Below are 14166 nucleotides of genomic sequence, written 5' to 3' on the forward strand. Positions count from 1 at the left end.
CGTGGCGCCCATCGGCCTCAGAATTGCAGCGCGTGAAACCGCCAATCCAGCACCGGACGGTCCGGCTCACCCGCGGCGTCACTGACCGCATACACCAGCGAGCGCAGCCCCAGCACGCCACCGTGCCCGGTCGGCTCCGCCGATTCGATGTGCAGTTCGCTGTAGAGGGTGTCGCCCTCGTGCACGGGCCCGGTGTGATCGCAGGATTGCCAGTTCAACACCGTCACCAGGTTGGGCAGCAACCTGCTCGCCTGCGCCAGGGCCAGGCCGATGGTATGCCCGCCGTACACCAGCCGGCGTCCTCCGACGCGCGAATCATGGTGCGTGGCAGCAATGTTCAACGTGAGCCGGGCGAGTTCGGGTGCGCTGCTGACCACGTCGGCGGTGCTGTGGAATACCGAACCCGCCAGGCCGGCGTCGAAGTGCGGCCCTGGCACCTTGTCCCGGAACGCCTCGCCGTCCCATTGCGCGGTCGGATCGTGGGCCGGGCCGGGCACGTCGGCGCCGATGCGCGACGGATCGTCGTGCGGCCCGTCCCCTGGCTGCCAATCCGGGCTGGCGGGCAGCATGCCGCACCGGTAGAAGTCGAGCACCAACTGATCGGCCTGGTCGATCGTGATCATCCGCAGCGCCGCCAGCCCCGTCGGCGCCCGTCCCGGCTTGGGCGAATTCGCCCGCAGCCCAACCACTTCGGTGCGGGTGTAGAGGGAATCGCCGATGACCGGGAACCGGTGAAACACCAGGCCCCGATAGAACAGGTTGGCCTTGACCCGCTGCGTCACCAGCGTCGACTGCCCGATCGCCACGTCGCACACCAGCCCCGGATGGGCCAGCGGCGCCGGCTGGCCCGTCACCGCCCCGCACAGGTCGGCGTCCAGCGCCAGACGCAGCCGGTCGCCCACGATCGCCTGGTGGGCCCCCGCCAGCCCGGACGACAGCGTCAACGACGGCGCCCAGTCGAACACCTGTCCGACCGAAAGGTCATCGAAGTACGGTCCGCCCTCGCGAATTCCCGCATACCCGTCACTCGTCACAATGCCCCATGCTGGCAGGCTGTGGAATCGAGGGTCAATTCGGATCAGGCCCCAACGTCGACTGTGTCGACGTTCCGCGCAAATCGGTTAGGTGCTCACAGGTGAATGACGAAGAAGAGATGCTGGTCGCGACGGTGCGGGCGTTCGTCGACCGCGAGGTCAAACCGAGTATCCGCGAGGTCGAGCACGCCAACACCTATCCCGAGGCATGGATCGAGCAGATGAAGCGGATCGGCATCTACGGGCTGGCCGTGCCGGAGGAGTACGGCGGGTCGCCGGTGTCCATGCCGTGCTACGTGCGGGTCACCGAAGAGCTGGCGCGTGGCTGGATGAGCCTGGCCGGCGCGATGGGCGGGCACACCGTGGTCGCCAAGCTGCTGACGCTGTTCGGCACCGAGGAACAGAAGCGCAGCTACCTGCCCCGGATGGCCGTCGGCGAGGTGCGCGCCACCATGGCGTTGACCGAGCCCGGCGGCGGCTCGGATCTGCAGAACATGACCACCACCGCGCTGAGCGACGGCGCCGATCGGCTGGTGATCAACGGGTCCAAGACCTGGATCAGCAACGCGCGGCGTTCCGGGCTGATCGCTTTGTTGTGCAAGACCGACCCGAACGCCAAGCCGCGCCACAAGGGCATCTCGATCGTGCTCGTCGAGCATGGGCCGGGCCTGACGGTGTCGCGGGACCTGCCGAAGTTGGGTTACAAGGGCGTGGAGTCGTGCGAGCTGTCGTTCGACGATTTCCGGGTGCCCCGGTCGGCGATTCTGGGCAGCGTTGCGGGCGAAGGCTTTTCACAGATGATGACGGGGCTGGAGACGGGGCGCATCCAAGTGGCCGCCCGCGCCCTCGGAGTTGCCACCGCCGCGCTTGAAGACGCGCTGGCCTACGCCCAGCAGCGGGAGAGCTTCGGCCAGCCGATCTGGCAGCATCAGTCGGTCGGGAACTATCTGGCCGACATGGCGACCAAACTGACCGCGGCCCGACAGCTCACCCGATACGCCGCCGAGCGATACGACAGCGGCGAGCGCTGCGACATGGAAGCCGGGATGGCGAAGCTGTTCGCCTCCGAGGTCGCCATGGAGATCGCGCTGAACGCGGTGCGGATCCACGGCGGCTACGGCTATTCGACCGAATACGACGTGGAACGCTACTTTCGGGACGCGCCGCTGATGATCGTCGGCGAGGGCACCAACGAGATCCAGCGCAATGTGATTGCCCGACAATTGGTGACGCGCGGCGAGATCTGACCCCGGCCCGCGAAACGGTGGTTGGGAGTATATTTACCTGACTTGCGAACCGAAGGGAAAGGCAGCCGCCATGAGTTATCCTCCCGCGCCGCCCGGAGGTTCGCCCGAATGGCCGGGGCAACAACCGGAATGGCAAGGCCAGCAACCGGAGCGGCAAGGCCAGCAACCGGACTGGCAGGGTCAACCCACGCCGGGATACCCGCCGCCGCCGGCATGGCCGGCCCAGCCGCCAGCGGGATGGCCCGCGCCGCAGCCGGGCTGGCCTGGTCAACCGGAGCCGGACAACTATCTGGTCTGGGCGATCCTGTGCACGGTGCTGTGCTGCCTGCCGTTGGGAATCGTCTCGATTGTGTACTCCACCAAGGTCTCCGGGCTGTGGGCGCAGGGCCGTTACGCCGAGGCCCAGGAGGCCGCCAATAACGCCAAGAAGTGGGCCATCATCAGCGCCATCGTGGGCGTCGTCGCGGCGGTGATCTTCGTGCTCATCTACGTCGTCGCCGGTGTGCTTGTCGTCTCCCATTTGCCCTCGACCACCACAACCACGTATTCGGGCTTCTGACGTTGGGCTGCGCCGAACGTGGGGGCTAGGTACGCGATTGGCTGATTTTCCGTCCATATCCCACACACTCGGCGAGCTGCAGCGCGGACGCTAGGTCTCATCCACCAGTCCCCAGGCCAGCGCGGTAGACGCGCCGACGGAATGCCCGGACAACACGAGATACGCTGTGCGCCAACGGCCTATCCGCCTCGTGACGCTGACGGTGCCACCGGCGCCGGGGAGCAGACCCAGCGCCAATTCGGGTAGCCCGAACACCGCGTCGTCGCGGGCGGTGACCCATCCGCAGAATGCCGCCATCTCCAGTCCGCTGCCCATCACCCGGCCGTGCACCTCGGCCCGGCACGCCCGGCCGAGCCTGGCCGCCAGCGCATCGAGCGCCAGGGCCGGGCTATAGCGGGTACGGGCCAGATGCGCACTCGCCGGGTCGGCGAACGTGCCGAATTCGGCGAGGTCCCCGCCGCTGCAGAAAGACGGGCCGTTGCCGCTCAGCACGATGCCGGTGACCGACGGATCCAGCTGCGCGACCGTGAGGGCCTCCAACAGCGCGGCGCGCGCATCGGTGGAAAACGCATTGTGCCGCTCGGGCCGGTTGAACGCGATGCGCACCACGTCGCCGTCGCGGGTCGCCCGCACCGGGTCGGCGATCTCGGGCACGCGAGCCGGGCCCCGCTCACTTAGCCACCGCGCGAATTCCGGGCCGGCCTGCAGGGTCGAGTACGCCAACGACTCGGTCATCACCGCCGACAGCGTCGGGCCGAGCGGGTCCACCGCGCGCAGGACGTCGTCACAGACCGCACTGGCGTGCGGCCACCGACGGCAGCGTGCGGTCAGCTCGTCCACGGCCGCCGACACCGACTCGACGGTGACCACCCGCCGGTCGGCGCAGGGATCCTCGGTCAGCGTGAAAGTTGCCGCGTCAAGCCAGGATTCGGCCGCGGCGATATCGGTGGCCGAACCGACGCCGACGATCACGCCGGGAGGCGACGCCGGGCCGTCGTGCGGCGGACTCGACAGGTCGACCACCAGGAGCATGGCTCACACCGAGTACTTCTCGATCAGCCCGTTCTTGTAGAGCTTGCCGGTGTCGGTGCGCGGCAGCTGCGCTTCGAAGGCGATCGATCGCGGGCATTTGTAGTGCGCCAAACGGTCTCGCAGCCACGCCGTGAGCTCCCCGGCGAATTCGTCGGTGGCATCGGCTGCGTCGACGGTCTGCACGGCCGCCACCACGCGCTGGCCCATCTCGTCGTCGGGCACCCCGAATACCGCGGCGTCCAGCACCTTTGGATGCGTGACCAGAAGGTTCTCGGCTTCCTGCGGGTAGATGTTCACACCGCCAGAGATGATCATGTGGTGGCGCCGGTCGGTCAGGTACAGGTAGCCCTCGTCGTCCAGGTAGCCGATGTCGCCGACGGTGGCCCAGCCGTGCTTGTCGCGCGACGCCGCCGTTTTGGTCGGGTCGTTGAGGTATTCGAACGAATAGCCGCCCTCGAAGTAGATCTCACCGGCCTGTCCCGGCGGCAGCTCGTTGCCGTGTTCGTCGAGGATGTGCACGGCGCCGCCCATCGGTTTGCCGACCGAACCCGGATGGGCCAGCCAATCTTCGGCGGTGATCAGCGTAGACCCGTGCGCTTCCGAAGACGCGTAGTACTCGTCGATGATCGGCCCCCACCAATCGATCATCTGCTTTTTGATCTCGACCGGGCAGGGGGCCGCCGCGTGCATCACGCGCTGCAGGCTGGACAGGTCGTACGAATGACGCACCTGCTCAGGCAGTTTCAGCATGCGGGTGAACATCGCCGGGACGAACTGGCCGTGCGTGACCCGGTGGCGCGCGATGGCGTCCAGGCAGCCTTCGGCGTCGAATTTCTCCATGACGACCGTGGTGATGCCGCCGGCCTGCGCGCTCATCGACCACACCGAAGGTGCCGTGTGGTAGAGCGGCGCCGGGCTGAGGTAGACCGAATCGGGCGTCATCCAGAAACTGACCAGCGCCGACATCATGCCGGGCGCCTCGGCCGGTGGCAGGTGCGGCAATTCGCGTTTGATGCCCTTGGGCCGGCCGGTGGTGCCCGACGAGTATTGCAGTAGGTCGCCCTCGATTTCGTCGTCGATCGGCGTATCGGGCTGTCCGGCAACGCATTCCGGGTAGCGCTCCCAGCCCGGCAGGTCACCGGAGGCGATCAGCAGCAGGCCGGGCAGCCCGCCGGGCAGGTGTTCGGCCAGGCCGGCGAGGGTGTCGCGCAGTGCCCCCGAGCCGATGATGGCCTTGGCGCTGCTGTTGTCGATGATGTAGGCCGCCTCTGGTGCGGTCAGGTGGGTGTTGATCGGCACGTAGTACAAGCCACTGCGACGAGCCGCCCACATCACCGCATGGATGTGCTCGTTGTTCTCCATCAGGATTGCGACGGTGTCGCCCTCGCGCAGACCCGCCTGGCGGAACCGGTGCGCCAATCGATTGGCGCGCGCTTCGAGGTCGTCGAAGGTGACGACCGTCCCGGACGGGTACAGGATGACAGCAGGTTTGTCGGCGCCAATATACGGGCGGATCTGCATGCGCAGACTGTACCGCCCCCAAACTTGACGGGTGTTAAGTGGTCGCGGCTCGCCAGGTCGGCCCGCGGCCGCGGGGTCAGCCCGCTTCGGACAGCCGCTGCTTGAGCGCCTCGAACTCGTCGCGGACACCGGTGGGCAGCCGGTCGCCGATGAACTCGAACCACTCTTCGATCAATGGCAGTTCCTCGCGCCACTCGGCCGGGTTGACCGCCAGCGCCTTGGCTACGTCATTGCCGTCGACGTCCAGACCGTCGAGGTCCAGGTCGTCGGCGGTCGGGACGATGCCGATCGGGGTGTCCTGGCCGCCGGCCTGGTGCTCGATACGGTCCACGATCCACTTGAGCACCCGGCTGTTCTCACCGAAGCCCGGCCACAGGAAGCCGCCGTCTTCGTCGCGACGGAACCAGTTGACGAAGAACACCTTGGGCATCTTGGACTCGTCGGCGTTCTTGCCCAGGTCGAGCCAGTGCTGGAAGTAGTCGCCGACGTGGTAGCCCAGGAACGGCAGCATGGCCATCGGGTCGCGGCGCACGGTGCCGACCTTGCCCTCGGCGGCGGCGGTCTGCTCGCTACCCATGGTGGCGCCCATGAACACGCCGTGCTGCCAGTCGCGGGCCTGGGTCACCAGCGGCACCGTCGTCTTGCGTCGCGCGCCGAACAGGATGCCCGAGATCGGCACGCCCTGCGGGTCGTCCCACTCCGGCGCCAGGATGGGGCACTGGGACATCGGGGTGCAGTAACGCGAGTTGGGGTGCGCGGCCTTCTCGTCGGAGTCGGGCGTCCAGTCGCGGCCCTTCCAGTCGATCAGGTGCTGCGGATCGCCCTCGAGGCCCTCCCACCACACGTCGTTGTCGTCGGTCAGCGCCACGTTGGTGAAGACGGTGTTGCCCGCTTCGATGGTGCGCATGGCGTTGGGGTTGGACTTCCAGTTGGTGCCCGGCGCGACGCCGAAGAAACCGAACTCGGGGTTGACCGCGTACAGGCGCCCGTCCTTGCCGAACCGCATCCACGCGATGTCGTCGCCGAGGGTCTCGGCGCGCCAGCCCGGGATGGTCGGCTGCAGCATCGCGAGGTTGGTCTTGCCGCACGCCGACGGGAACGCGGCGGCGAAGTAGTAGGCCTTGTTCTCCGGGGAGATGAGCTTGAGGATCAGCATGTGCTCGGCGAGCCAGCCCTCGTCGTGGGCCATCGCCGAGGCGATGCGCAGCGAGTAGCACTTCTTGCCCAGCAGCGCGTTGCCGCCGTATCCCGAACCGTAGCTCACGATCTCGCGGGTCTCCGGGAAGTGGGTGATGTATTTGGTGTCGTTGCACGGCCACGGGACGTCTTTTTGGCCGGGCACCAGCGGCGCGCCCACCGAGTGCAGCGCCTTGACGAAGAAGCCGTCGTCGCCCATCTTCTCCAGGGCGGCCTTGCCCATCCGGGTCATCACCTTCATTGACATGACGACGTACTCGGAGTCGGTGATCTCCACACCCAGCTTCGGGTCGTCGGCGCCCAGCGGGCCCATGCAGAACGGCACCACCCACATGGTGCGGCCGCGCATGCACCCGCGGTAGAGGTCGTTGAGGGTGGACCGCATCTCGGACGGGTCCATCCAGTTGTTGGTCGGGCCGGCGTCTTCCTCGCGCTCGGAGCAGATAAAGGTGCGGGACTCGACCCGCGCCACGTCGGACGGGTCGGACAGTGCCAGGTAGGAGTTGGGGTGCTTCTTCTCGTTGAGCTTCTTCAGCGTTCCGGCTTCGACCAGTTGGTCGGCCAGTCGTTGCCACTCCTCGTCGGATCCGTCGGCGAAGACCACTCGCTCCGGCTCGGTGAGCTCGGCAACCTCCTGCACCCACGACAGCAGGCCCTGGTGCTTCGTGGGTGCCGTGTCCAAACCGGGAATGGTCGCTGAGGTCATCGAACTCTCCTGCATTCGTCTGCGTATCGGGCTGGTGTTGCTCGCTATGCTCTCGCCCACACAATTAAGGATTTGGTGGCGTTAACTACAGGTTATCGTGAGGATCTTGTCGGGGAAGTCGCGGGCAGGTATAAGTCTCCTCACAACAACGATTCAGAAGACCCCGACGGGTCGCCATCCTCCCTCCTCGAAGCGGGTTTTTCGGCTTCGTCAGCGCCACCGTCTTCGGCGTGACTTTCGTCCTCTCGGGCACCCGCTTCGCCCAGTTCTGCACGCACCACCGCCAGGGCGGCCGTCACCGCCGGCATGTCCCGATCCCGCGCGGCCGCGGCCCGCGCGGCGGCCAGGGCGTGCTCGCGAAGTTCGGCGTCGATGACGCCGACCGAGGCCGAAACCTGCGCGTTCTCGGCCTCGTCCTGAGCCAGCAGCGCTTTGCTCAACACCGACTCAGCGGCCAGCACGCGGGTGGCGACCAGCTCCTCGACGACCGACTGCAGAGCGGCCGTCACGTCACCGGCCCAGCGGTCCAGCAGCGACCGGTCGTGCAGCAGCGCCCGGATGTTGATCACCAGGTAGGTGAGCGCCACCGAGATCGCCACGCAGGCCAGGGCGGCGACGACGGCCAGCGCCGGGTTTAGCCGCGAGGCCAGGCCGCTCATCAGCCGGCTCAACGTCAGCGCCACCCCGAGTCCGAACCCGACGCCCAGCAGGATCATCAGCCAGGTTTCCTGCCGGCGCGATTTCAGCGGCGGCGGTGCCGCGTCGACCGTGGGCAGCTGCTCGAGCGGCGGCAGCTCCATCGGGACGTGCACCGCCTGCGCCACCTCGGCGAGTTTGGTGTCGGTGTCGCGGCTGACCTCGGCGACCACCTCCTCGAGCGCCTCGTGGGCGTCGGTCTCGAAGTCGGGCATGCTGCGCCGTGACAGACCCGCCGCGTGTTCCTGCAGTTCGGTGCGCGCCGACGCGCACCGGTTGCGCGCGGTGTGCGACAGCGCCACCCGGGCCTGCTGGATCTGACCGCGCAGCGTGATGGTGCGCTCGCTTTTGGCCTGACGCCGCTGCTGCAGGGCGGTGCTGCGCTCTTCGCGCAGCGCCTCGACCCGGGCCCGCCGGCCGGGCCCCTCGACCTCGCGGTCGAACCGCCGCGCCACCGTCTGCAGGCGGGACTCCCACGCCCGCAACCTGTTTCGTCGTGCCAGATCGGGGTCGTCGAGTTGCGCCGAGACGGCCTCGACCAGGTCGTCGAGGTCCGGGTCACCCAGGTCGGGCAGGGCCGACGCGCCCACCCAGGGCGCGCGGGCGTAGCGCGGCGCGTGCGCCACCAGCGCGTCGCGGTTGGCGGCGACGATGTCCCGCCAGTTCAGGTGCACGTCGATCTTTGACACCACCCCGACGACCGCATCGGTGTGCTCGGTCGCGGCGTCCAGCAGTGCGCAGTCGGACGGTGTCAGGTTTGCCGCCGCCGACACGACGAACACCACCGCGATCGGCGCCTCGCCGGGGCCCAGGTCCGTCGACTCCACGAACGTGTGCTGCGGCACCCGCTTACGCAACGCGTCGGCCACCGCGGTGACCCCGGCCATCCAGGGGCCGGTCACCAGCACGGCGTCGCGGCGCGCAATGGCCGGCGGATCCAGCCCGGGCCCGGCCGCCGCCACCAGTGCGTCCACCGCGGCGACGGGATCCCCGGTTGCGTCGCCGCTCACCAGGAATCCCCCGGGAGCGAGGCACAAGCCTGGGACCACAACCGCAGCGATCCCCGGGCGATGTCGGCGCCGCAGGCGCGGTGCAGTTCGCTGCCCGACGCCCGGCTGTAGCGCTGCCAGCGCACCGCCCGCGGCAGGTGCGCACTTCGATCACGAGCGTCGCCGGGCTCGTGCTCGCCCGGGTCCAGCCCGGCCGCCTCGGCCAGATCCAGGGCGGCCGCCATCCGGGCGACCACGGTGTCGTCGCGCGACAGGAACCCGCTGATGCGCTCGCCCAGCGTGCCGCCACCTGCGGCCAACGCCTCGAGTTCGGTGACGGCGTCGCGCACCCGCTGGTAACGCGCCGCGGCGCCCAGCGCGCCGATGCTGGCCAGCACGCCGTCGACACCACTCATCCGGCGCAGCAGGGTCAGCACCTGGGCCGGGCTCCGGCCTTGCCGGAAGGCGGCGACCGCCAGCGCCGTGCCGAACAGGTCGAGCGTCCCCAGCAGGCGCCGCCGCACGTCGGTCGACACCGGGACGTCGGCGGCCAAGAAACCGGCGAAGGAGCCCTCGAAGCACGCGGTGGCGCCGGGGTGGGCGGCGAGCGCCGACAGCGCCGTCCACAGGGTGCTATCCAGGTCGTCGTGCGCGGCGACGGCAAGCAGCCCGGTCATCGGCTCCATCGGCACGCCGATGCGCGCCGAGAGCTCGGTGCATCTCGCGCGCGCCGCGGCGGCGGGCCCGTCGCCCCGGCCGGACAGCGAGCCCGCCAGATCGGCCTTGTTCAGCACCGCCAGCACCGGACGCCCGGCCGCCGAGGCCCGGGCGATCGCCCGGGTGTCCTCGGGCTTGACAACCTCCGCGAGCACGTGAACCACGGCATCGGCATCGCGATCGATCGCCGGGTTCGCCACCGCGATGCCGGCCGCGCGCCCCGCGCCGTCCAGGGCGCGGCGCACGGTGCGGCAGCCAACCCCCTGGCGGCCGCGCACGAGCACACGCAGGGGTGCGGCGGTGCGCTGCGCGATCGCCGCCACGCGTGGGTCGACCTGGGCGGCGGCGAACCGCGCCAGCTCGTTGACGAAAATCTGGTGTCCTTGTCCCCTCATATCCCGCCTGTTCGGTCCGGATGACCCTTTCCCGGCCGCGTCGAAACTACTGGGTGCAGCGTCGAGGCCGAGCGGTCCCACCGAATGGTGGCACCCGCGTCACCAAGAAGCGAGCCACCGTTAATCAGTTACCAGTTGAAGGCAACTGTTGGGTATCAATCCGGACCAGGGGCGGCTACATCCGAGGTTTATAGGCCACCATGGACAAATGCATGCGCAGCGCGGGGTGGCGATGTCTGCCGACACGCCCTCGGGGGACACGGACCGCCCCGACCAGCGCTATCTGCCCGCGACGGCGTTCCGGGCCCGACGGGCGGCCCTGTCCGATGCCCAGCGTCAAACCTGGGAACGCCGCTGGCCCGAGCTCGGCCTGTCGATCGGCGCCGCGGGCGATGAACCCGAAAACCCCGAACCGCCGCTGGATACCCGCGCCTGGTTTGGCCGTCATGCGCCGGTGGTGCTCGAAATCGGTTGCGGCAGCGGCATATCCACGCTGGCGATGGCTAAGGACGAGCCCGGCATCGATGTGGTGGCGGTGGAGGTCTACCGGCGCGGGCTGGCGCAGCTGCTGTGCGCGATCGACCGCGACAAGGTGAGCAACATCCGGATGATCCGCGGCGACGCCGTGGATGTGCTGCAACGCCTCATCGCGCCGGGTTCGCTGACCGGGGTTCGTGTCTTCTTTCCCGATCCGTGGCCGAAGGCGCGGCACCACAAACGCAGGTTCCTGCAGCCGGGCACGATTGGCTTGATAGCCGACCGGCTACTCCCTGGTGGTGTGCTGCACGTTGCGACGGACCACGCCGGCTATGCCGAGCACATCGCCGAGGTGGGTGCGGGCGAATCCCGGCTGCGCCCGGTCGATCCCAACGAAGCGTTGCCGATCTCGGTCCAGCGCCCGACCACCAAGTACGAGACGAAGGCGCAAGAAGCGGGCAGCGCTGTCACCGAATTCCTTTGGCTTAGACGATGAGTAGGCGATGACTATGAGCCTGACCGAAGAGACCGCGCCGGGGGCCGAGCCCGTCGCGCCGCCGGCGGTGTTGACCGGCGACGCGCTGGGCGGCTTCGCTCCCCCGGGTGGACGCGTGTTGCTGGTGTGGGACGCCCCCAACCTCGACATGGGCCTGGGCTCCATCCTGGGCCGGCGCCCGACGGCTCTGGAGCGCCCCCGGTTCGACGCCCTGGGACGCTGGTTGTTGGCGCGCACGGCCGAGGTCAGCGCCGCTCGCCCCGGCGTCGTGGTGGAACCCGAGGCCACCGTCTTCACCAACATCGCGCCGGGCAGCGCCGACGTCGTCCGGCCTTGGGTGGACGCGCTTCGTAACGTGGGGTTCGCGGTGTTCGCCAAGCCGAAGATCGACGAGGACAGCGACGTCGACCGCGACATGCTGGCCCACATCGAACTGCGGCGCACCCAGGGGTTGGCGGCGCTGGTGGTGGCGTCCGCCGATGGTCAGGCTTTTCGTCACCCGCTCGAGGACATCGCCCGAACCGGCGTCGGCGTCCAGGTGATCGGATTTCGCGAACATGCGAGTTGGGCGCTAGCGTCGGATACCTTGGACTTCGTTGATCTGGAAGACATCGCCGGTGTCTTCCGGGAACCGTTGCCGCGGATCGGCCTAGATTCGCTGCCTGACCAGGGAGCGTGGCTGCAGCCGTTCCGGCCGCTGTCCGCGCTGTTGACCGCGCGTGTGTGACACTGGAAAACCAATGCGCGGGTCGTTGACGATCCAGTAAGGAGCTTGCGTGTTCGCCTGGTGGGGTCGAACTGTGTACCGGTATCGGTACATCGTGATCGGGGTCACGGTAGCTCTGTGCCTTCTGGGTGGCGTCTTCGGCATCAGCCTGGGCAAGCATGTTACACAGAGCGGCTTCTACGACGACGCCAGCCAATCCGTGAAGGCGTCGGTGCTCGGCGACCAGACCTACGGGCGCGACCGCACCAGCCACGTGGTGGCCACCTTTACCGCTCCCAACGGGAAAACGGTCGACGATGCCGCGTGGCGGAACAAGGTGGTCGGCGAACTCAACAAGTTCAAGGCCGACCATCCCGATCAGGTCGTCGGCTGGGCCGGCTGGCTGGCGGCCCCCGACAGCACCAACCCTGTCATCAAGGGGATGGTCAGCGAGGACAGGAAGCACACCTTCGTGTCCATCCCGCTGAAGGGCGACGACGACGACAGCATCCTCAACAACTACAAGGCCATCGCGCCGGATATGCAGAAGCTCAACGGCGGCGCGGTGGAACTCGCCGGCCTGGAGCCGATCGCCAACGCCCTGACCGGCACCATCGCCACCGACCAGCGCCGCATGGAGGTCCTTGCGGTGCCGATGGTGGCGGTCGTCCTGTTCCTGGTCTTCGGGGGTGCGGTCGCCGCCGGCCTGCCGGCCATCGTGGGCGGTCTGAGCATCGCGGGCTCGCTGGGCATCCTGCGGCTGGTCGCCGTGTTCGGGCCGGTGCACTATTTCGCCCAGCCGGTGGTGTCCCTGATCGGCCTGGGTATTGCCATTGACTACGGGCTTTTCGTGGTGAGCCGCTTCCGGGAGGAGATAGCCGAGGGCTACGACACCGAGGCCGCGGTCCGAAGAACCGTGATGACGGCCGGGCGCACCGTGACGTTCTCGGCGGTGCTGATCATCGCGTCGAGCGCGAGCCTGCTGGCGCTGCCCCAGGGCTTCGTGCACTCGCTGACCTACGCCATCTTCGCCGCGGTTGGCCTCGCCGCGTTGCTGTCGATCACCTTCCTGCCGGCCTGCCTCGGCATCCTCGGCCGCCACGTCGACGCGCTGGGGGTGCGGACCGCGTTCCGGGTGCCGTTCCTGCGCAACTGGAAGTGGTCGCGCGCCTACCTGAACTGGCTGGCCGACCGGCTGCAGAAGACCAAGACCCGCGAGGAGGTCGAGGCCGGCTTCTGGGGCAAGCTGGTCAACTGGGTGATGAAAAGGCCGCTGGCGTTCGCCATCCCGATCGCCGTCGGCATGATCCTGCTGGTCATCCCGCTGGCCAACCTGTCGTTCGGCGGCATGAGCGAGAAGTACCTGCCGCCCGACAATCCCGTGCGCCTGGCGCAGGAACACTTCGACAAACAATTCCCCGGTTACCGGACCGAGCAGCTGACCGTGGTAATCCAGAGCGACAACCACAGCAAGGTGACCGACCAGCAGGTGGCCGACATCCGCAACCGCATCTCGTCGATCGGTGGGTTCACCGACAAGACCTGGCAGGAGCGGCCGTGCCCGACCATCGCCGGCAACCCGTGCGTCGCCGGCCCGAACGGCACCACGGTGCCCAAGGACGGCTCGGTGCGGGTGATCCAGAACGGCCTGACCAACCGTAACGATGCCGCCAAGAAGATCAACGAACTGCGGGCGGTGAACCCGCCGAAAGGCCTGAACCTATATGTCGGCGGCACGCCGGCGCTCGAGCAGGACAGCATTCACAGCCTGTTCGACAAGGCTCCGTTGATGCTGGTGCTACTGCTGGGTGCCACGCTGCTGCTGATGTTCCTGGCGTTCGGGTCGGTGGTACTGCCGGTCAAGGCGGTGCTGATGAGCGCGCTCACGCTGGGGTCGACGATGGGCATCCTGACCTGGATTTTCGTCGACGGTCACTTGTCGGGGGTGCTGAATTTCACGCCGACGCCGCTGATGGTGGTGGTGATCGCGCTGGTCGTCGCCGTCGGTTTCGGGCTGGCCACCGACTACGAGGTGTTCCTGGTCTCGCGCATGGTCGAGGCGCGCGAACGCGGCATGTCGACCGCCGAGGCCATCCGCATCGGCACCGCGACCACCGGGCGCCTGATCACGGCCGCCGCGCTGGTGCTGGCCGTAGTCGCCAGTTCGTTCGTGTTCTCCGACCTGGTGTTGATGAAGTATCTGGCCTTCGGGCTGATGGCGGCGCTGCTGCTGGACGCCACCGTCGTCCGGATGTTCCTGGTGCCGTCGGTGATGAAGCTGCTCGGCGACGACTGCTGGTGGGCGCCGCGCTGGGCGCGGCGCCTGCAGAACAAGATCGGGCTGGGTGAGATCGACCTGCCCGACGAACGCAAGCGACCCACGCTGAACGGCCG

The 14166-nt window shown here is 68.3% G+C and carries 11 protein-coding genes; 5 read left to right on the forward strand and 6 right to left on the reverse strand.

The annotated features are described in order from the left end of the window. Nucleotides 1–17 precede the first annotated feature (17 nt). A complete protein-coding gene (locus tag BST14_RS10995) occupies nt 18–1034 on the reverse strand; it encodes a MaoC family dehydratase (protein WP_083064541.1) in 1017 nt (338 codons plus the stop codon). 101 nt (nt 1035–1135) lie between these two features. On the opposite strand from BST14_RS10995, the gene BST14_RS11000 reads away from it, so the two are divergent. Continuing rightward, complete coding sequence (locus BST14_RS11000) at nt 1136–2281, forward strand: acyl-CoA dehydrogenase family protein (protein ID WP_083064542.1); 1146 nt, start codon at nt 1136–1138, stop codon at nt 2279–2281. Nucleotides 2282–2351: 70 nt separating this feature from the next. Next, nucleotides 2352–2840 carry a CD225/dispanin family protein gene (locus BST14_RS11005; RefSeq protein WP_083064543.1) on the forward strand — a complete coding sequence of 163 codons (489 nt, stop codon included), beginning with the start codon at nt 2352–2354 and terminating at the stop codon, nt 2838–2840. A 90-nt stretch (nt 2841–2930) separates the two neighbouring features. Here BST14_RS11005 and BST14_RS11010 read toward each other — a convergent pair whose 3' ends face one another. The 5 genes from BST14_RS11010 to BST14_RS11030 all read right to left on the reverse strand — a co-directional run bounded on the left by BST14_RS11010 (nt 2931) and on the right by BST14_RS11030 (nt 10093). Further along, a complete protein-coding gene (locus tag BST14_RS11010) occupies nt 2931–3872 on the reverse strand; it encodes an enoyl-CoA hydratase/isomerase family protein (RefSeq protein WP_083064544.1) in 942 nt (313 codons plus the stop codon). 3 nt (nt 3873–3875) lie between these two features. Beyond that, the gene (gene fadD4, locus BST14_RS11015; protein WP_083064545.1) at nt 3876–5393 is read right to left on the reverse strand and encodes a fatty-acid--CoA ligase FadD4; all 1518 of its coding nucleotides are present in this window, start codon (nt 5391–5393) and stop codon (nt 3876–3878) included. A gap of 76 nt (nt 5394–5469) precedes the next feature. Continuing rightward, nucleotides 5470–7296 (reverse strand): phosphoenolpyruvate carboxykinase (GTP), encoded by a 1827-nt coding sequence (locus tag BST14_RS11020; RefSeq protein ID WP_083064554.1) that lies wholly within the window; start codon nt 7294–7296, stop codon nt 5470–5472. Nucleotides 7297–7436: 140 nt separating this feature from the next. After that, nucleotides 7437–9002, reverse strand: a complete 1566-nt coding sequence (locus BST14_RS11025; RefSeq protein ID WP_083064546.1) for a hypothetical protein — start codon at nt 9000–9002, stop codon at nt 7437–7439. Then, nucleotides 8999–10093, reverse strand: a complete 1095-nt coding sequence (locus BST14_RS11030) for a hypothetical protein (protein WP_083064547.1) — start codon at nt 10091–10093, stop codon at nt 8999–9001. The genes BST14_RS11025 and BST14_RS11030 overlap by 4 nt, the downstream gene beginning before the upstream one ends. 190 nt (nt 10094–10283) lie before the next feature. Here BST14_RS11030 and trmB point away from each other — a divergent pair, with 190 nt between their 5' ends. The 3 genes from trmB to mmpL3 form a co-directional block, all read left to right on the forward strand. Next, nucleotides 10284–11066 carry a tRNA (guanosine(46)-N7)-methyltransferase TrmB gene (gene trmB, locus BST14_RS11035; protein ID WP_211280704.1) on the forward strand — a complete coding sequence of 261 codons (783 nt, stop codon included), beginning with the start codon at nt 10284–10286 and terminating at the stop codon, nt 11064–11066. 13 nt (nt 11067–11079) lie between these two features. Next, the gene (locus BST14_RS11040) at nt 11080–11793 is read left to right on the forward strand and encodes an NYN domain-containing protein (protein ID WP_083064549.1); all 714 of its coding nucleotides are present in this window, start codon (nt 11080–11082) and stop codon (nt 11791–11793) included. 49 nt (nt 11794–11842) lie between these two features. Continuing rightward, nucleotides 11843–14166, forward strand: a 2324-nt coding sequence (gene mmpL3 / locus BST14_RS11045; RefSeq protein ID WP_083064555.1) for a trehalose monomycolate exporter MmpL3, incomplete at its 3' end; no start/stop codon positions are given.

Source organism: Mycobacterium arosiense ATCC BAA-1401 = DSM 45069 (assembly GCF_002086125.1).
Classification (GTDB): domain Bacteria; phylum Actinomycetota; class Actinomycetes; order Mycobacteriales; family Mycobacteriaceae; genus Mycobacterium; species Mycobacterium arosiense.

Coding starts and splice junctions, on each gene's coding strand:
- BST14_RS11005 (WP_083064543.1), top strand. CDS start 2,352: ATGAGTTATCCTCCCGCGCCGCCCGGAGGTTCGCCCGAATGGCCGGGG.
- BST14_RS11010 (WP_083064544.1), bottom strand. CDS start 3,872: ATGCTCCTGGTGGTCGACCTGTCGAGTCCGCCGCACGACGGCCCGGCG.
- fadD4 (WP_083064545.1), bottom strand. CDS start 5,393: ATGCAGATCCGCCCGTATATTGGCGCCGACAAACCTGCTGTCATCCTG.
- BST14_RS11020 (WP_083064554.1), bottom strand. CDS start 7,296: ATGACCTCAGCGACCATTCCCGGTTTGGACACGGCACCCACGAAGCAC.
- BST14_RS11030 (WP_083064547.1), bottom strand. CDS start 10,093: ATGAGGGGACAAGGACACCAGATTTTCGTCAACGAGCTGGCGCGGTTC.
- BST14_RS11040 (WP_083064549.1), top strand. CDS start 11,080: ATGAGCCTGACCGAAGAGACCGCGCCGGGGGCCGAGCCCGTCGCGCCG.